Raw genomic sequence first — 19,671 nt, 5'->3', positions numbered from 1 at the left:
CTTGCAGGCAGCACCTGATTTCAACAAGTATTTTCAACTTTTTAAAATCATTCAAAAGTAATGAACAGAAATCTTTTGTGCCATACCTATTTCATTTATGTAGTTATGCGGTACTCATCCCTGCTATTTTTAGGCCTCGCATTCAGCCTCGCTACCTTCAGCTATACCCGCGCTGATGCACAGCACCTGGCAGACATCAAAATTGAATTAGACGCGAAAAACAAACCACTGGCCACGGTACTCGAACAAATTGAAAAAAAAAGCAAGTTCCATTTCGTTTACAATACCGGAACTATCCCCAACACCGTATTGAGCATCAACCTTTCGTCCGATCTGGAAACCATTCTCCGCGAAATCGGAAGCAAGACACACACGCGCTACGAACAGGTGGGCAACAACATTGTGGTTACTTACACCCCTCCACAGGAACCCGGCAAGATAACCGGTAAAATCACCGATACCGACGGTACGCCGCTGGCCGGTGCCAATATCCGGATCCTGGAGCTCAGCCGTGAGGTCATGACCGACGATCAGGGCAATATCAACATCACGGTCCCCCCCGGCACCTATTCATTGCAAATCACGTTCATCTCCTACATTCCTCAACGCAAGGAAAATATCCGGGTATCAGCAGGTGCCACCACCGCTCTCGACATCGTCCTCGCTCCTGCCACAGACGAACTCAGTGAAGTGGTTGTAACCGCATTAGGTATCAAACGCGCCGAAAAGTCGCTGGGTTATGCCGCCCAAACCGTTGGAGAAGAGTCGGTAACCGATGCAAGGTCCAACAACTGGACCAGTTCGCTTTCGGGCAAAGTGGCCGGACTTACCGTGCAGGGTGCAGGTACCGGCCCGATGGGATCCACGCGCATCACCCTGCGGGGCGAATCGTCCCTGAACCTGGATAACAACCAGGCCCTTATCGTCGTAGACGGCGTTCCGGTAAGCAACCGCATCACCGGCACGGGCTTCAATTCCTACCTGTCGCAAGACAGTCCGGTAGACTTCGGCACCAACGTAACGGATATCAACCCCGATGATATCGAGAGCGTCACGGTGCTGAAAGGCCCAGCCGCCACGGCCCTTTATGGTAGCCGAGCAGCGAGCGGCGCACTCATCATCACCACCAAGTCGGCCGCCGGCAAAAAGGGGCTGGGCATCAGCGTCAATTCGAACATCAGTTTTGACCAGGTGAACCGCTGGCCCGACTATCAGTTTGAATACGGCGAAGGCCGCACCAGTGAGTACTATTCATACGGTGCCAGCGAAGACGGGCCCAATACCAGCACCACGGTCGCCGCAGGTCGGGCATGGGGGCCGAAATTCGATGGTCAACTGTATTACCAGTACGATCCCAACACGCCAGACGGCCTGCCCACCGTCCGTACGCCCTGGGTTGCCCAAAAAGACTACATATCCGGCTTTTTCCAAACCGGGCTCACCGCCTCCAACAGCATATCCATAGAAGGGGGCAGCGAAACCGGCGGAACCCGGCTCTCGGTTACCCACCTCACCAACAAATGGATTGTGCCCAATACCGGCTTTGAGCGCATCAACGCTGCGTTTTCCACGCAGCAACAGGTATCCGATCCGCTTAAGATAAACGCTCGGGTCAACTACGCTTATAAACAGAGTGACAACCTGCCCGCCGTGGGTTACAACAACCAGACGCTGATGTATTTCCTCATTCTGGGCACCGCACCAAACATCAGCCCATCGTGGTTCAAGCCCTACTGGCAAGCCGGCCAGGAGCATATTGCACAGCGCAAACCCTTCAATTCCGGTCCGGACAACCCTTATGCCATTATGTACGAGATGCTCAACCCCATGGATAAGCACAACATGATCGGCAACCTTAGTGCTACTTATGCATTCAGCGACCGCTTGGAGCTTATGGTGCGGTCAGGATTGGATTTTGCTGCCGAAAACCGATCACAGCAACGGCCCTACAGCATGACCAAATACCCCAATGGGATGTACCGCGAGCAGCAGGTGGTAAATTACGAAAGCAATACCGACTTTCTCTTCACCTATACCCAACCCACCGGGGGCGACTTCCAGTTCTCATTATCGGCAGGAGGCAATTACATGTTTCAATCGTACCGGTTCAAGGGCATGAACGCCGATCGGTTGGCACAGCCGGGAATCTATCAGCTGGCCAACAGTATGGACCCCGTGGTGTCCGACGCGGACAGTTACAACAAAGCCATCGCCAGCCTGTACACCTTCTGGCGCGGTTCATACCGCGAACAGCTTTTTCTCGATATCACCGGCCGCAACGACTGGTCCAGCACGCTCCCCCAGGGCGCCCGCTCATTCTTCTACCCTTCGGCCAACTTGGCATGGCTGCTGAGCGAAACCTTTGCGCTTCCGCAATCTTTTTCATTTGCGAAACTTCGGCTTTCCTGGGCGCAGGTGGGTAATGACACAGGGCCCTATCAAACCGCACGCTACTACAACCAGATTTACGGCAACGGACTTACCAATTCCAGGGTATTGTTCAACGGCAACCTGAAACCCGAGATCACCTCCAGCTTCGAAGTAGGCATGGACGTCCGTATGCTAAACAACCGCCTAGGGCTGGACCTGACCTATTACACCAACAATAGCCGCAATCAGATCCTTGCCACACCGGTCGATCCGGTAACCGGGTTCACCAGTGCCCTCATCAACGCCGGGCTGATCAATAGCCGCGGTGCGGAAGCCGTGCTGACCGCCAAACCTATTTCCAATGCACAGTTCCAGTGGACTTCCACCATCAACTGGTCACTGAACCGAAGCTATGTTCGCGAGCTGGCAGACGGCATCCCCAGCCAGATCATCTACAACAACGCTAATCTGCTGACCATAGAAGCGCGCGTAGGCGGTCGCATGGGCGATATGTATGGCCTCGGCTTCCGCCGGTCGCCCGACGGGCAAATCCTCTACAACAGCCAAGGACTGCCCGAATCGCTGGATCGTGAGCTCAGAAAATGGGGCAACGCTTTTCCAGACTGGAAAGGGGGCTGGCAAAACCAGTTCGAAGGTGTCATTGGCGATGGCGTTGTGCTGCAGCCCGACGGTACTTACCAGAAGAATACGGTTGCCGTCAGGGCGAGTACTTTCTACGACAATTATTACCAACTTGCCAACGTAGAAACCAACATATTCGATGCATCGTTCTTGAAAGTGCGAGAGGTCCGCCTCGCTTATCAACTGCCCACGGCATGGTTGTCGCGTATCCGAGTCAAGTCGGCCAATTTTGCAATCTGGGGCCGCGATCTGTTCAACTTTACCGACTTTCCGGCATTTGATCCGGAAACCGGCAACCTCAACAACGGCACACTCACCCCCGGTGTAGAAATCGCACAGTTCCCCTCGTCGCGAACCTTAGGAGCAAACCTTTCTTTCAAATTTTAACTACAATCCAATGAAAACGCATTATCTTTTTCTTCCTATATTCATGGCCCTCATTGGCTTCAGCAGCTGCGAGAAAAAGTTTGACGCCATGAACATCGATCCCAACCGGCCGTCATCCGCTACGCCCGGCGTACTCCTCGGCCAGTTGCAATACCAGTTGGTTAACAACCGGCTTGACGATGCAAAAGGACTGACCCATACGCTGATGCAGGTAACCGCACCACGTGCGGATGCCAACCTCAACAGCACGATGCGCTGGTTTATCAGCCCCAACAGTCCCATCTGGGAGCAATATTATGGCCGGCTGCTCGACATCAACGATCTGTACCTGATTGCCGAACAACGCGGCGAACCCAACTACCAGGCCATTTCACTGGTGCTCAAGTCATATGTCTTTTCGATATTGACAGACCTGTATGGCGATATTCCGTACAGCGAAGCATCCAAGGGATTGAACGGACTGTTCCAGCCCAAATTTGACAAGCAGCGGGACGTGTATACCGGCATTTTGGCCGATCTGGAAACCGCCAATAACCTGTTTGACGCCACGAAGCCCCTGTCGTTCGGCGGCGACCTTATCTATGAAGGCGACGCCTCGGCGGCCAATATCCAGAAATGGAAAAAATTCGCCAACTCTTTGCGGCTGCGCACACTGCTGCGCGCCATCAATCGGGATAGCGAACTCCAGGTGAGCCAACAGATTACCGCGCTGCTTGCCGATCGGCAAACTTATCCGATATTCGAAAGCAATGCGGATGAAGCCATACTGCATTATCCAGGCACTACTCCCTATTTCAATCCGTTTTATAACGCGCGCACGTTTGACTGGCGAGATAACCATTACTTCACCAAGTATTTCATCGATCCCCTCAACGATTGGAACGACCCTCGCCGTGCCGTCTGGGCCCGCACCGTAACCGTGGGCGGCACCGCCGTTTACCGAGGGATAGAAACGGGATATCCCATCAATACCGAATACGACGTAGATGCCAATTCCAATTATACAGACGGCCTGAAAACCTCACCGCTCCTGGGGGTGCTGATGGGATACGCCGAAGTGGAATTCATGTTGGCAGAGCTATCGCTGCGCGGTTTCAATACCGGTGCATCCACCCGCACGCATTACGAGAAAGGCATCGCCGCAGCGATGAACCAGTGGGGTGTGTCTGTTCCCGCAGGTTACCTGGCCCAACCCGGCGTTGTGTTTGACGAAGGTGCCCCGTTTGAAACGAAGCTGGAGAAGATTATGCGGCAAAAATACTACGCCTTGTTCTTTACTGACTACCAGAGCTGGTTTGAAAAACGCCGCACCGGCTTTCCCGTGCTGCCCAAAGGGCCCAGTATTCCTGCATCGCGCGAGTTTCCCCGGCGCATGCCCTACCCTTTATACCTCCAGTCAATGAATCCGGCCAACCTGGCCGATGCCGTTGCGTCAATGGGCGGCGACGACTGTTACGTGCGCGTTTGGTGGGATAAATAACCGGACATTTCCATATAGAAGTAAATGAAAGCAATGAATTGGAAAAAAATGATATGGGCCCTCGGCATGATGGCGTGCGCTGCATCGCCGAGCGCGGCCCGTGCAGAACAACCGCGCACCCTGATTGTCATTTTTGACGGTCTGCGTGAAGATTACATCAACGAAAGCCAGATGCCCCACCTGCACCGGTTTACGCAGCAGGCCACCTATGGAGCGAAAAACCACAGTGTATTTCCCACATACACCCGTGTCAATTCGGCTTCGTTCGGCACCGGTGCCTATCCGCAGAAGCACGGCATCATGGGCAACGAGCTGCACGTGCCGGGTACCACAGGCGATCGCGTATTCCAAACCGGCGATGCCCGCGAACTGTCCACCTTAGACTCCCTTACACAGGGCGGCCTCATTACCGTGCCCACGTTCGGCGAGGCCCTCCAAGCGGCGGGCCATGAATTCATGGTGTTTAGTTCCGGTTCCACAGGGCAGGCGTTGCTGCAAAACCCCAGAGGCGCCGGGCGGATTGTCAATCCGGGGCTCATCTTGCCCCACACGTTCCGGGAGGAAGTTTATTCAGCTATCGGCAACCCGCAGCAGGTGCTATCCGATGCATACACCGGGCATCACTGGGTAACCGATGCCTTTCTTACGTATGGCCTTGCCGCCGACGCACCGCTGGTCAGCTCCATCTGGTACGCCGAGCCCGATGGCGCCCAGCACCGTTCCGGCATTGGCTCATCCCGTGCCCTAGCGGCATTAACCATGGTTGACAGCCTTTTCGGCCGCCTGTTGGACACACTATGGTCTCCAGACCTAAAAAACCGGTTCAACATCATTGTCACGGCCGATCACGGATTTATCGCCTACCAAGGCCAGCAGAAGCTGCAGGAATACGTCAAAGCCGACGACGTCGTATCAGCCGAAGGCGCTATCTTCGTAAAAGGGCATAATCAAACCCGCATCCGGCAGATTGTGCAACAGTTGCAGCAAGAAAGCTGGGTGGGGCCTATTTTTACCCGAGCCAAGCATAGCGGCAGCGACGAGGGCTGGGTACCCGGCACAGTATCCTTTGACGCCATCCACTGGAACCACCCCACACGTGCTGCCGACATCCTGGTTACCTACAAGTGGTACGACCAGCCGGGGCCGCGCGGCTACCGCGGTGTCGCGGAAAACCCGGGCGTTGCCGGCCATGGAGGCATCAGTCCCTTTGAAATCAAAACCCCATTGTTTTTTGCCGGCCCTTCATACAAGCCGCGCACCGTAAGCAATCTGCCATCTTCCTTTGTAGACCTTGCGCCCACCATCCTGGCAAGCTACGGCATCGCTGTACCCACCACCATGGATGGGCGGATACTCTCTGAAGTCTTTGCAACAGATCAAAGCCAGACACCCGAGGTCCGGCAAGAGGTCGTTGAAAATGCACCCAGCACCATATACCGTTCAAGCGTGCAGGGCAAGCGGTACATCGATTACGGACAGACCCACTGATGAACCAATAAGCAAACCCGGCGATGATTCCCGGGTTTGCTTCTTCGGTTATCCCCCAAGGCGGACCAAGCTTCAGCGCTGCGAACCAAGCAAATTTGTCCGTTTTATACAATAGCAAGTGGACGATCTTTGCCAATTTTGTCCATAAACCAGCTTTACACCCCATGGGAACCAACTACAGTATTACAGCACAGTTCGGGAAAGCGCTGGCCATATTGCTGGCCGATAAAATAGCAACTATAGCACCGCAATTTCCCAGCGAGCGGTTCGTCCGCGACGTTGCAGGGTCGATTATAGAAAAAACCTATACACAACGCGTAGCCCTCATCGCAGATAAGCTCCACGAGCATTTTCCCGGCACGTACCAAACGGCATTGACGGTGTTCATGAAAATTCTGGGGCCGCCCAATCCCAATGAAACCGGCATGTTCACACATTACTACTGGATACTTCCCATAGGCAAATTCGTTGAAAAATACGGCTTGGACCACTTCCAACTATCGATGGATGCCATTGCGGAAATTACCAGGCGCAACACGGGCGAGTACGCGGTGCGCCCCTACATCAGGAAGTACCCCGAAGCGTCACTGGCCATCATCCGGCGGTGGGCATCATCAGGCGACTTTCACCTGAGACGGCTCGCAAGTGAAGGTCTGCGGCCGAAACTGCCCTGGGCCCCGAAGCTCGACACGTTCAACCACCATCCCCAGCCGGTGTTTGAAGTGCTTGAAATGTTAAAAGAAGACAACGTCACGTTTGTAAAGAAATCCGTAGCGAATCACCTGACCGACTGGCTGAAAGTCAATAACGGTGCAGCCACCGCTTTGATAAGGCAATGGGCAGCATCTACCAATCCTCATACGCAATGGATCATCAAACGCGCAACGCGGAAAATAACGTTATGATTACACCAATTCGGTGAGCGCTTCTTTCGTAAAGCCTCTTAGCTCATCCGCACGGCCCAATTTGATTTTAAGCAACCAGTCTGGATCGGCCAGCAAGGCCCGGCCCACACCCACCAGGTCAAAATCGCCCCGGTCAAACCGGCGCAGCAGTTCATCCAATCCACTTGGTACGGAACTTTCTCCGCGGAAGGCAGCGAGGAACTCCCCCGAAAGGCCCACCGACCCAACCGTAATCGTTGCTTTTCCCGTCAGTTTCTTGGCCCATCCGGCAAAGTTAAGATCCGCACCTTCGAATTCAGCTTCCCAGAAACGGCGCTGCGAGCAATGGAAAATATCCACACCCGCATCGGCCAGTGGCTGCAGCCACGTCTCCATCTCCTGCGGGGTCTTGGCCAGTTTGTTCGCGTAATCCGCGGGTTTCCATTGCGATAAACGCAGGATGACGGCAAAATCGCTGCCCACCTGCCTACGCACCTCTTTTACCACTTCTACGGCAAATCGGCTTCGATCGGCCAAGGTCTTACCGCCGTAGCCATCGGTCCGCGTATTAGTGGCTTCCCAGAAAAACTGGTCAATGAGGTACCCATGTGCGCCATGGATTTCCACACCATCAAAGCCCAGCCGTTTAGCATCGGCGGCAGCACGGCCAAACGCAAGAATAGTTGCTTCGATATCCAGCTCACTCATGGCCACGCCATTGGCAAATCCCGGCCTAGCAAATTCAGAAGGCCCTTCAAATGGCACGGGCGGCAGCCAGCCTGAATGGTGGTTTTCCATAATACCCTGATGCCATATCTGCGGCGCCATGCTTCCACCGGCGGCGTGCACCTCCTCGATGACGCGCTGCCAGCCAGCAAGCGCTCGCTGGCCATAAAAATGCGGAATGTTCGGGTCGGCCGAGGAAGAAGCCCGGCCAATGACCGTTCCTTCTGACAAAATCAGGCCCACTTCTCCGGCAGCACGCTTAGCATAGTAACGCGCTACATCAGCAGTAGGTATCCCATTGGGCGAAAATGAACGCGTCATCGGCGCCATTACCACACGGTTTCTCAGGTTCAGGGACTTCAGTTGAAAAGGCTTAAAAAGCGTTGCCGTGTCCATAGCGTTAATACGTTGAATGAGACTTACAGTGTTGATTGCACGAACTTTCCCAATTGTTCAAATGCTTCGTCATTGCGTTTGTAATACGTCCATTGCCCCCTGCGGGTAGCCGTTACCAACCCCGCCCGCTGCAGCAATGCCAGGTATTCGGATACCGTAGACTGCGTCAGCCCGCATTTTTGCTGGATTTGCCCCACGCAACCCCCCACTTCGGTAAACGAATGCCCCTGCGGCGTGAAGTGCTTGTCTGGGTCCCGCAGCCAGCGCAGTATCTGCAAACGTGTTTGGTTTGATAAGGCTTTGAAAACTTCCAGTTCGTTCATAACACAAAGATATATCGGTTTTTTCCGATATGCCAATACACCAAGGAAGTATGACATTCCCATGATTCGGCACTTTCGTGCCACAGTTCCGCAACGATACCGCCGCCATGCTGGGTTTGACTTATATCAACATCATTTCTTGCCTTAGGTCAAATGCCACACCGATACACTGAAATACCTTTGCTATGTGATCACATTACATTTATTCATTAACAACATCAAAAGTTTAACATCATGAAAACGCTAATAAAAATCAGCATCACAACCTTCCTTTTTGCAGCTATTGCGCTCGTTCCTGTTCAGGCACAAACCGCAGACAAACCGCGCGTGAAGCTTTCGGTAGGTCCGGAAACAAGTGTACCCATGGGCGACCTAAGTGACCGGTATGACTGGAGTCTGGGCGGATCCATCCAGGCCGAATTCCCGCTGTACCGCAATCAGCTGGCGCTCACGCTAAGCGGCGGCTTCTACAACCTGTTCGCGCCAAACCATGGCTACACACTCGGCGGCAGCCGTTACCGCGAAGACCTTCAGGTGCTGCCCGTAAAGCTTGGACTGAAGTATTTCCCTGTGGGCGGATTATTCATTCAGGGCGAAGCGGGCACTTCCTTTTTATTGAATAAGTCAGACGGCGGATATGACAAGGAAGCTACTTTCACATATTCCCCCCAGGTAGGCTACCGGTTTAACCTCGGCGGCAACAACGTTCTGGATGCCGGCATCAAATGGGAAGGCAACACCAAATTCAGCGAAAACGGCACGGCCAACCATTTCCTGGGTCTACGCATCGCTTACGCGTTTAGTCTTTAAGCCGGTAAACACAAAACTACCCCGGTACAATTAGGTCCGTTTTGCCATACACTTGATTTATGTCAAGCCTTTTTCTTGCTCCATGTCAATCCGTAGGTTACAGAACGGATCTAATTTTACCTCGCTATTGTATGGTTCACATTAAACAGTAATTATCATGACACGAATCCTGAATGTCATTTCGAGCCCTCGGGGCGGCGACTCAAACAGCACCAAGTTAGCGAACGCTATTGTCGCACAGTTGTGCAACATTTATCCGGGCGCATCGGTAAAACAGCGTGACCTGGCGCGGGATCACCTTCCGCACTTAAGCAGTACGCACCTCGGCGCTTTCTTCACCCCGGTTGAGCAGCACACCGATACCCTGAAGGCGAGCATCCGGTACTCCGATGAAGCCATCGCCGAGTTGATGGCGGCAGACGTCATCGTTATCGCCGCTCCCATGTATAATTTCGCCCCAACCAGCACGCTGAAGGCCTGGCTCGATCAGATCAGCCGCGCGGGCGTTACCTTCCGGTATACGGCAGACGGCCCCGAAGGCCTGGTTACAGGCAAGAAAATCTACCTGGCGATTACCACCGGCGGGATTTACAGCGAAGCACCCGGATTGGCCTACGACTTTCTTACGCCATACCTGAAACACGTCCTGTCGTTCATGGGCATGACCGACATAACCGTGGTCCGCGGCGAAGGGTTTGCTATTCCGCACCTGCAGCAAAACGCCCTTGAGAAGGCGATTGACAGCATAGCGCTGCAACCGGCATCCGTAAGTTGAGGAACTTTCCATAATTGAGGACCCGATCCAGCAGCGGGTGTATCCAACATTTGATACACCCCTTTTTATTTTAACAGAGATTTGGTAATTTGCATCTGTTATTGTCAATAATCCATGATGTACGAAGCGCTTTTCAACTACTTGGAAGAAAAGTCCGGCTTAAGCCTTGATGCCGAAGAAAAAGCACTTATTGCTTCCAAGTTCAAGCACAAGCACTTCCGCAGGCGGCAATATATGCTACAGGAAGGCGACGTGGCCCGTTATACCGGGTTTATCGTCAAAGGTGCCGCGCGGATGTTTTCCGTAGACGAAAAGGGCAACGAACACGTTGTCCGCTTTGCCTTGGAGAATTGGTGGATAAGCGACCTGGAGAGTTTCTATCACCTCACGCCAACACGGTACCACATTGAAATGATGGAAGACACCGATTTGCTGCTCATCACCAACCAAGATATGCAAGAACTGCTGGATAAAAGTCCGGCCTTTGACCTGACCGTCAAAATGCAGAACAAATATACTTCTGCCGCTACACAAAAGCGCATCCATGCCGCCATCAGCATGACGGCGGAAGAACGCTACCATGACCTGGTCAAAACCTATCCGCAATTCATCCAGCGCTTTCCGCAAAACATGATCGCATCTTACCTCGGCATTTCGCCTGAAACGCTTAGCCGAATCCGCAACCATGCCAAGCGCCGGTAGCCCCCTGCTGTGTCCGCACCATTACATTGCCTTGACATAAGTCAAGACCATTTGTTAGCCTTTGTCATTTCCGAGCCAGTATGATCCGTGCACCTTTGTTCAAAGACGTTAATGCTATGAACAAACTAATCACCACAAGCACCGGCGGCCAGAACAAACGGATGGCAGAATGGCTGGTCAACCAACTGATTCCCGGGCAGCAGCTGCCTAACATCGGGCCGGTCGTATTCCTGGAGCACGTATATCCCGTGCCCCCGCACCAACACGCCCCGGCAGCCTCCGGTACGTACGCCGTTCCCCACCGCGGTGTGGTCACCGTAAGTTATGTGCTTAGTGGCGCGCTGCGGCATGCAGACAGCCGCGGCCACCGCTGCACGGTTGCTGCCGGTGGACTGCACTGGATGAATGCCGGCAGTGGTATCCTGCGTGAACAGCGCCCTGCGCCGGGGCCGCAACACGAGGGCGGCCTGTTCCATGGCCTGCAGTTTTGGATCATGCTTCCCTATGCAGCAAAACAAGAAACACCGGCGCACAGGGCTTTGCAGAGCCCCGATATTCCGGAATCTCCCCTGCCCCATCACGCGGGGGTGATCCGCGCCTTATTGGGAAGCTGCGGCGAAGTGCACGCACCATTCCGCACCTTCTTCAACGAGTTCATATTCCACATCAAGCTCAATCCGAAATCTGCATTTACCTGTCCAACCCGCCGGGAGCTTGAATATGCTGTTTTCGCACCCGACGATGAAATCCGGGTCAACGGCAAGTCCATCGGCAACAGCCATCTACTTGGCTTTGCCATCGACCAGTCTAACATCGATCTGTATAACCCCGGCATCACTGTTGCCGATGTATTCCTTTTCGGAGGGTCGCCGTATACAGAACCCATCGTTGCCGAAGGGCCTTTCGTGATGAACACCCGCGATGAAATGGCCGCCGCCTACCGGGACTTCTTTGCCGGTAACTACGGTGAGTTGAAAACCGGTGCCGGATAATTGCAATAATTCCCGTAACTTCAAGCGTGGTCACGCTTCTAAGTAGTAACCTCATGAAGAAAACAGCACCCCAAAGAACACACCGATACGTGAGTCAGCGAATCGCGGTTCCTCAGGAATTCGCGGAAGTGTTCTCTCATTTTTATTTTGCACGGAATAGGTCGGATGTGACCGTACGCAAAACGCTGTTGCCGTCTTATCAAACGATTCTGGTGTTCAATTTTGGAGCAAAAGCAGCGCTGCACACCCATCAAAATACGACGATAGAAATTGACCGGTGCATTGTTCTGGGGCCGATAAAGAAGGCCATCGACTATTCGCTTCCGCCGCTATCCCAGATATTGGTTGTAAATCTTATCGCTGACGCGTTTTACCGCTTCTTCGGCCATACATCTGTTCCCGCAAATGTACCCATAAATCCCGATGGACTTTTGGCCGACAACTGCTTTACAACGCTATGGAGCGTATTGAACAAAACAGACGACCCAACCACACGGGTAGATTACCTGCTTGAATTTTGTAAGCCCCATCTTTCGCCGCGCAGCCATCTTGCAGAAGCGCTGGTAAATTTCGGTGACCGGACCTTGAGCCCCATCAAGGCCCTCGCCAATAAGCACAACCAGTCCGAGCGGAACGTCCAACTCAACCATAAGAAGCACTTGGGATATTCTGCCAAAGAAATACATCGCTACCAGCGGTTTATAAAAGCCGTCGCGCTCATCCAGCAAATTGCCTCCCATAACACCAAGGTAAACTGGTTCGAGATTATCAATGCGTGCGGCTATTATGATCAAAGTCAGCTTATTCATGATTTTCAGCACTACCTTAACCTTTCGCCTACCATGTACCTGAAGTTTCAGGCAGACATCTGCAATCCAGCTGGCTGATTTCGTTTTCTTACAATTTCAGCGAATGACCACGCAGTATGTTTGCGTTGTAAAAATCAATATAACAACGCAATGAAACATTTAATTATCTATGCACACCCCAATCCAAAAAGCCTGAATGGACAACTCAAGCAAGCCGTTACGGCCCTTCTTCGGCAAGGCGAAAGCGAAGTGATCGTCAGAGACCTGTATGAACTCCGGTTCAATCCCGTGCTTTCGTCAGCAGACATGGCCGGCCAACGCAACGGTCAGGTTTCCGAAGACGTGCGCACCGAACAGGGATATATTTCCTGGGCTGATTGCATCACTTTCATATACCCCATCTGGTGGACGGGATTACCGGCTATGATGAAGGGCTATATTGATCGCGTATTCAGTTACGGCTTTGCATATCGTTATGAGCACGGCATACAAAAAGGCATGCTCTCGGGGAAGCAAGCCATCATCATCAACACTCATGGCAAATCACATGAAGAATACCGCGCCATCGGTATGGACCGGGCACTTTCGCTCACTTCCGATGGGGGCATTTTTACGTATTGCGGTTTTGATATCAAACACCATTTTTTCTTTGACAAAGCTGATTGGGCGACAACAGCAACGATTGCACAGTGGACGGATCAACTCAGAGTCGCACTTAACAGGTGAACATCAGCTCCCGATCACCGGAGCGGATGAAAGAAAATTTTATCCCAATCATTTATCTCATTGACGAGTACGTGCTGCATTTACGGCCGATTCCGGAAATCAGCAAACCGATGACCTTAGGGCTCATGGTATTGATCGTCGCCGGTATTGCGCCCGTGGCAGAAGAACTAATTTTCCGCTATCCGCTGAAATTCGCCCGGAACCGAATGTTGAAGCTGGCTGTCTACATTTCCAGTGTGGCTTTCGGGCTGTTCCATTTGGTTAATTATACAAACCGGGAAGTATTGTTCTTTGCATTCTCGCCGATTATTGTCGGCTCGCAGCTCCTTGGCGGGTTCTTGTTGGCTTACCTCCGCTTAAAACATGGCTTGCCGTGGTCCATTCTGGCACATGCCGCATTCAATACACTGATTACTATTCCATCGGTATTGTTGTTGCACGGGAAAACCGTCATCAACTATGCATCGTCCGATTATACCATGCTTGTCAAGGAGTATGCTTATTTAGAGCGGCCCAGCCGCATACGGATCAATCGGAAAGATGACGGTATTGATACGGTCATTGTACGGCAAACGGATTTACAAACCGTACTCGACTCGATCGGAACGCCGGGCGCCTACTACGCAGATAACGCGCTGGTGGACATCGATTTCGTCGCCAGGTCACCTATACTACCGGACAGCTTGATTTATCGCCTCCGGCAGGAATACCGGATTATCCCGCAACCCGGCCAGCCGGAATAGCGGAATATCATCAAGACCAGCACACGCAGGTAATTCATACATCGTCCGGCATCCGGTAAAGAAAGCCAACACCCCCAATTCGGATTTATGAAAAAAACCATACCACTGACATACTGTTGTCAGTATGTCACCGATCTTTGTAAAATCGAAAACAAAATAGCTTAAGGTATGAACATCATTGTAGGCGCAACCGGACAAATCGGCTCACACCTGGTCACCGAACTCCAAAAAAGCGGCTTTCCCGTCCGTGCAGTTGTACGGAATCCCGAGAAACTGGCAGACAAGAACCTCGAAGCTCGAAAAGCAGATTTATTTGACGGCCCGCAGCTTGCCAAAGCTTTTGAGGGCGGCACAACGGTTTTTATTTTGACTCCTGAGAATCAAACGTCAAACGACATCATCGAAGATACCAAACAGATTATTGCGAATTACCGCAGCGCCATTGAGCATGCAGGCATAAAAAGAGTCATTGCACTTTCCAGTATGGGCGCGCATGTAGACGGCAACACGGGGAATTTGCTCATGTCCCGGATACTGGAACAGGGGCTTGGCGACTTAGAGGCGACGACGGTATTCGTCCGGCCTTCCTATTACTTCAGCAATTGGCTAAGTTATCTGGAAACCACAGCGCAGCATGGCATCCTGCCAACGTTTTTTTCGGAAGATCTACCGATTGAAATGAACTCGCCGCTTGACGTGGCCAAATACATAGCCAAAGTAATGACAGACAAGCAGGCTCCCAAAAGCAAGACTACCGTTGAACTGACGGGGCCACAGCCCTACACGTCGCGTGATGTTGCCAATGCATTTGCTACGTTGCTGAACAAGCCGGTAGTCCCGCAATCCATACCGCGGGAAAAATGGCACGAAACGTTAATTGCTGCCGGTTTTTCCGAAAATACGGCAACCAATCTGGCGGATATGACACAAGCCGTAGTCGATAAACTGACGGTTCCTGAACGACCGGACGATACGATAACGCTTCCAACTTCACTCCATAGCTACCTAAGCGGGCTGCTATCCAATGGCTAAAGCTACGCCTCACTACCAGCTCCCGTTCACCGGAAACCAGCACGACGTGGCAGCAGTCAAAGGTAACCACATGGTCGGCCTTGACCACTTCACGGTTTTTGACTACAGAAACGTATCGTCCGAATACAGAAAAATACGACTGGATAAACGTCTGTATAACGCCATGCTTGGAACCGGCCTTGCTTATGCCGAGGGCGGAAAAACCGACATGGACCGGATTCTTCTGGCCGGTGAGACGCTCGGGTGGTACGGACTTAAATATCCCGATCGTGCATCCCGCCCCACCAGTCTACGCATAAATTTCACATGGTTTACCACTAACTCGCCTGGTCAGGCATTGCCGCATCACCCGTGGCACTCTCAGCTTTTTTGCCGCGAATTTTGGACCAAAACGCGCGCACCAGAACCACCACGCCAATGGCAATAAATTTCCAGAACTTTAAGAGAAACGCGAAGAAGCCAGCTTTGGCTAACACCTTGCCAGCTACCAAGCCCCCTATCGTCCAACCGGCTACCTCATCGACGGACGGATTGAAGTCATTGTACCGGTAGCCATCGTTAAACTGGACAATGTTCAGCACTTCGGGAAGGTCTTGCCGTACGGCGGTAAAGTGAGGCATTGTGCTGATGGCATTGAGCACTAACACGCCCTTGCGGCCCAGTACGCGGATGTTGTAATTAAGCGTATGCTCCGGGCTGTTCCCAAACTGGATTTCTTTGGCCCAGTGAAGGATTTTACGTTCCTTGTCATAATACGGCGGTGCCGCCCAGCCCACAATGGATATGGGTTCATAACCTGCCTTTGATCGCTCTTTGTTCGCTTCTTCGGCATCGCGCTGCATCTCGGCCAACAACTCGTCATAATTTATTTCATCTGCATCGCCATCTTTTACATAGCCGATTTCATCATACTGGATATTAAATACATAGCCGCTGTCGCTCATTACACCCTGCTTTTCTGGAAGAATCATACCCAGTGTCATATCCGGGCCCTGCGGATTGCCCCACAGGTCTACAAGCACCCTTTCTGACTGTTCGGCATTGAGGTACTTGAATCCCGGCGGGATGACTATCTTGCCGATACCATTTCGAAGTTGGATGGTATCGCGCTGGTAGGTAAACAAACGCTCAATGGAATCGATCTGCAGCCTGTAGTCTTCGGGGTGATCTTGCGAATAGGCTTGCGCCAATAGCATGGCAAATAAACAGATGATGAAAGTTTTTTTCATACGAATAGGGTTAGTGATGATTGGCGGTTGGGATTGATTATCAGTTTTGCATTGAATTCGTTAATGGTATATTCAGGCCAGGCGCTTACAACAGTATTGTGCCAACTAAGATAGGCGATGACATTGAAACTTGCAAATCCTAATTACACAAAACAACGGTAGTCGGCGCAGAACCACCGACCTTATGGTTTCCCGTAATGCGGCGGTTTTCTCCGTGCTCAGATAGGGGCAAGATATCGCTTAATTTAAATAGACAGCGTGGCCATCGACATGGCCAGGCAGAAATTTGCGCAGTGCAACGCGCCTTACCGCTGGCAGGCCATACCATGAAAATGGCCGCCGAGCGATTCCACAAACATTGATCCGTATTCCTGATGATCTAGTCCTACTTCCTTATTTTTTCATAGCTAACAAAACTAATCCTTGAGATAACATCTATACCACTTACGAAGGTTGCAGCTATAACGACAACGACAACAAGGTCACACCGAGCTACCTATTCTTCTCCGATACCTCGGGGCTGTTGCGGTTTCTTATGAACGGATTCAAAAGTAGTACGACCTGATTCAAATCCAACGTTTTATTTTAGGCACAAATACCGTTGCTTTGTGGATGATTACAACACAATGAAACGAATCGCCATTATTTGTTTTCTTCTTACTATGGCCGCTTCCGCACAGGGCCAACAGTTGGAAATGCACCTGGATAGCATACACCCCCTGCTCGTACCAGACCAGCATGGGGATACCATACGCAAATACTTTAGGCACACGTTCTACAGCTTTCCTACCCCACGGGCGTATCGTCATCACGTCAACTATACGACCAAACTGAAAGAACCTTATCTGCAGATGAGCATGTTCTACGCAAAGTCGTTGGCCGTAAACTTGTCGTATGCCATGAAAAAAATACCGGAGCTAAACGATTATCAAGCGGACTCGGCCAACTATTCCATTGTTGGGGCTGACAGCTATCCGGGTAAATACGCCATACCGATTTTTGATTCAACCGGTATAATCATCACGGTAAATGGAATCAGCAGCCGAAACGCGGATCAATATGAGTTTCGCGTGCTCGAAGACCAGACCCGCGAAGTGCTCCCCTGGACGAAGCCCTCGGTGTTTACGAAGGCTTATATGTTTACGCGAATCGAAATCCCCGGCCAGGAAGATGAAGAGGTCGCCTATCTGGGACATTTCAAACAGGCATTTGGGAAAAGCCTGACATTTGAAGTTAGACGAGTGGATCTACCCGATCTAGTCCAGGTCAAGATGTCGGCATTGTGGATACAGCGTACACCCGCGGTATTGGGCACATTCACATTTGCCGAACTCTCCGATTTTCTGGAAATGTTTAAGAAGCAATGGAAGCCCAACGAACTAATGGTGCGCATGGAAGACTGGTCCAGCGATTCTGTTTTACTCCGGCCTAGACATGCTTTCGGACCAAGTGAGAATAGTCTGATCTTCTACCTTGATGATATCGTTGAGACGAAGGAAATCATCGAATACAACGTGACCAATGGAAAAGACAGCAGCGGATGGCGGGCCAACGACTTCGACCTGAACTTCATCTGGATTAAAGATTTGGCACCGGGCAATTACACCCTTAACATTCGATACAGTGTACAACGACACAATATCTGCTCCTATCCGTTTACCATAGCGGCAGCATGGTATCAGACCGCGTGGTTTAAACTGATAATGGTTTTAGCGTCACTTTCGGCGCTGGGTATGTTCGCGCTGCTTTGGAGATCGGCCAGGCAGCGCAAGCTGCTTGCCGCACAACAGGTGCAACGGCAACTGGCACAAACCGAATTGAAATCGATCCGCTCGCAATTCAACCCTCATTTCGTATTCAATGCACTAAGTTCCATCCAAGGGTTGGTGACCAAAGGAGACACGAAAACTGCCAACCAGTATTTAAGTACCTTTAGCACATTAATGAGGGAATCCCTGCTTCGGGGGAAAGAGGAGTTTGCTAACCTCGCCACGGAAATCAAGTTGATGGATAATTACCTCAAACTAGAGCAACTGCGTTTTGGATTTGATTACCGCATCGACATCGATCCGGGTATCGATACCAATGCAATAGAAGTGCCGGGCTTGTTGTTGCAGCCTTTAATCGAAAATGCCATCAAGCATGGCGTGGCGCCTTTATACAAAGCGGGTGCATTGCGGATACGCGTACGGACCGAGGCCGATGACTTCCTCATCGATATCCAAGATAACGGCAGCGGCTTTGAAGGACAGAAAGGTGCGACCGGATTTGGATTAAGACTCACCCGCGAACGCATCCGCTTGCTCAACTCGATGCTTGACGGGCAGCGGATGGAGCTGGAAATCGGCCGTAATGACGGATTGACCACAGTAAGCATCCGATTTGAAAACTGGTTATTATGATACGCGCCCTGATTATAGACGACGAACAACACAACATCGAAAACCTTGAGGGCTTGCTTCTGCAATATTGCCCCGCGGTGCAAGTAATAGCCACAGCGATGGCGGTAGATGAGGCGGTCAAAAAGATACGGGAGCTCAGGCCCGACTTATTGCTGCTTGATATCCATATGCCGGGGAAGAATGGCTTTGAGGTGCTGAAGGAACTTCCCTACCCTACGTTTGAGGTCATCTTCGTAACGGCCTTTGACCAATATGCGATACAGGCAATCAAATTCTCTGCCATCGACTACCTGTTGAAGCCAGTAGATATCGACGAATTGAAAACAGCCGTCGCTAAGGTGGAAGCCAAAATCGGCAACCGCCCCAATTCGCAGATAGTAAATTTACTGGACATGCTCAAACACCAAGGTGTGCAGGAAGAGCATCGCCTCGCTTTATCCAGCGTAAAAGAAACCCGGTTTGTCCGACCTGCGGACATCATTCGCTGCGAATCGTCCAACGCTTATACCAGCTTCTTCCTTGCAACCGGTGAAACAATCGTAGTGTCACGCCCCATTTTTGAATATTCCGAATTATTGGCGGATTACGGGTTTATCCGGTGCCATCAATCGCATTTGGTTAATCGGGCGTACGTCAAAAGTCTACTCAAGGAAGATGGCGGCTATTTGTTGCTGGAGGATGATTCAAGAATACCTATTTCCAGAAATAAAAAGGAAAGCGTAATACACCGTCTTATAAAGCACGTTAACTAACAG

Annotated in this window: 17 protein-coding genes; 14 read left to right on the top strand and 3 right to left on the bottom strand. The window is 51.7% G+C overall.

All coding sequences use genetic code 11. The annotated features are described in order from the left end of the window. Positions 1-60: 60 nt before the first annotated feature. The 4 genes from BM030_RS17765 to BM030_RS17750 all read left to right on the top strand — a co-directional run bounded on the left by BM030_RS17765 (position 61) and on the right by BM030_RS17750 (position 7,272). Positions 61-3,399, top strand: a complete 3,339-nt coding sequence (locus tag BM030_RS17765; protein ID WP_090974957.1) for a SusC/RagA family TonB-linked outer membrane protein — start codon at positions 61-63, stop codon at positions 3,397-3,399. A gap of 10 nt (positions 3,400-3,409) precedes the next feature. Continuing rightward, the gene (locus BM030_RS17760) at positions 3,410-4,879 is read left to right on the top strand and encodes a SusD/RagB family nutrient-binding outer membrane lipoprotein (protein WP_170845812.1); all 1,470 of its coding nucleotides are present in this window, start codon (positions 3,410-3,412) and stop codon (positions 4,877-4,879) included. A 33-nt stretch (positions 4,880-4,912) separates the two neighbouring features. Then, positions 4,913-6,367, top strand: coding sequence for an alkaline phosphatase family protein (locus BM030_RS17755; protein ID WP_170845811.1), 1,455 nt, complete (start codon positions 4,913-4,915; stop codon positions 6,365-6,367). A gap of 164 nt (positions 6,368-6,531) precedes the next feature. Beyond that, positions 6,532-7,272 (top strand): 3-methyladenine DNA glycosylase, encoded by a 741-nt coding sequence (locus BM030_RS17750; protein ID WP_090974954.1) that lies wholly within the window; start codon positions 6,532-6,534, stop codon positions 7,270-7,272. On the opposite strand, the gene BM030_RS17745 is transcribed toward BM030_RS17750, so the two are convergent. Then, a complete protein-coding gene (locus BM030_RS17745) occupies positions 7,273-8,373 on the bottom strand; it encodes an NADH:flavin oxidoreductase (RefSeq protein ID WP_090974953.1) in 1,101 nt (366 codons plus the stop codon). A gap of 23 nt (positions 8,374-8,396) precedes the next feature. After that, positions 8,397-8,696: an ArsR/SmtB family transcription factor gene (locus BM030_RS17740; RefSeq protein WP_090974952.1), complete on the bottom strand. Its 300-nt coding sequence runs from the start codon at positions 8,694-8,696 to the stop codon at positions 8,397-8,399. Between the two features lie 234 nt (positions 8,697-8,930). Here BM030_RS17740 and BM030_RS17735 point away from each other — a divergent pair, with 234 nt between their 5' ends. The 8 genes from BM030_RS17735 to BM030_RS17700 all read left to right on the top strand — a co-directional run bounded on the left by BM030_RS17735 (position 8,931) and on the right by BM030_RS17700 (position 15,285). Next, complete coding sequence (locus tag BM030_RS17735) at positions 8,931-9,506, top strand: outer membrane beta-barrel protein (RefSeq protein WP_090974951.1); 576 nt, start codon at positions 8,931-8,933, stop codon at positions 9,504-9,506. A gap of 157 nt (positions 9,507-9,663) precedes the next feature. Then, positions 9,664-10,281 (top strand): FMN-dependent NADH-azoreductase, encoded by a 618-nt coding sequence (locus BM030_RS17730; protein WP_090974950.1) that lies wholly within the window; start codon positions 9,664-9,666, stop codon positions 10,279-10,281. Between the two features lie 114 nt (positions 10,282-10,395). Further along, complete coding sequence (locus tag BM030_RS17725; RefSeq protein ID WP_090974949.1) at positions 10,396-10,983, top strand: Crp/Fnr family transcriptional regulator; 588 nt, start codon at positions 10,396-10,398, stop codon at positions 10,981-10,983. Positions 10,984-11,099: 116 nt separating this feature from the next. Further along, positions 11,100-11,975: a pirin family protein gene (locus BM030_RS17720; protein ID WP_090974990.1), complete on the top strand. Its 876-nt coding sequence runs from the start codon at positions 11,100-11,102 to the stop codon at positions 11,973-11,975. Positions 11,976-12,028: 53 nt separating this feature from the next. Further along, on the top strand, positions 12,029-12,862 hold the full coding sequence (locus BM030_RS17715) for a helix-turn-helix domain-containing protein (RefSeq protein WP_090974948.1): 834 nt from the start codon (positions 12,029-12,031) through the stop codon (positions 12,860-12,862). 72 nt (positions 12,863-12,934) lie between these two features. Then, on the top strand, positions 12,935-13,510 hold the full coding sequence (locus tag BM030_RS17710; RefSeq protein ID WP_090974947.1) for an NAD(P)H-dependent oxidoreductase: 576 nt from the start codon (positions 12,935-12,937) through the stop codon (positions 13,508-13,510). Further along, on the top strand, positions 13,507-14,253 hold the full coding sequence (locus BM030_RS17705) for a CPBP family intramembrane glutamic endopeptidase (RefSeq protein ID WP_170845810.1): 747 nt from the start codon (positions 13,507-13,509) through the stop codon (positions 14,251-14,253). The genes BM030_RS17710 and BM030_RS17705 overlap by 4 nt, the downstream gene beginning before the upstream one ends. Positions 14,254-14,421: 168 nt before the next feature. Further along, a complete protein-coding gene (locus BM030_RS17700; protein ID WP_090974945.1) occupies positions 14,422-15,285 on the top strand; it encodes an NmrA family NAD(P)-binding protein in 864 nt (287 codons plus the stop codon). A 317-nt stretch (positions 15,286-15,602) separates the two neighbouring features. Here BM030_RS17700 and BM030_RS17695 read toward each other — a convergent pair whose 3' ends face one another. After that, entirely contained in the window at positions 15,603-16,514 is a 912-nt protein-coding gene (locus BM030_RS17695; protein ID WP_090974944.1) for a DUF2167 domain-containing protein, read from the bottom strand. 626 nt (positions 16,515-17,140) lie between these two features. Between BM030_RS17695 and BM030_RS17690 the strand changes: the two genes are divergently transcribed. Further along, the gene (locus BM030_RS17690; RefSeq protein WP_090974943.1) at positions 17,141-18,916 is read left to right on the top strand and encodes a sensor histidine kinase; all 1,776 of its coding nucleotides are present in this window, start codon (positions 17,141-17,143) and stop codon (positions 18,914-18,916) included. Beyond that, positions 18,913-19,668 (top strand): LytR/AlgR family response regulator transcription factor, encoded by a 756-nt coding sequence (locus BM030_RS17685; RefSeq protein WP_090974942.1) that lies wholly within the window; start codon positions 18,913-18,915, stop codon positions 19,666-19,668. The genes BM030_RS17690 and BM030_RS17685 overlap by 4 nt, the downstream gene beginning before the upstream one ends. Positions 19,669-19,671 lie beyond the last annotated feature (3 nt).

It is taken from the genome of Parapedobacter composti, assembly GCF_900112315.1.
Taxonomy (GTDB): domain Bacteria; phylum Bacteroidota; class Bacteroidia; order Sphingobacteriales; family Sphingobacteriaceae; genus Parapedobacter; species Parapedobacter composti.
This window is presented reverse-complemented; position numbering and strand designations above follow the sequence as displayed.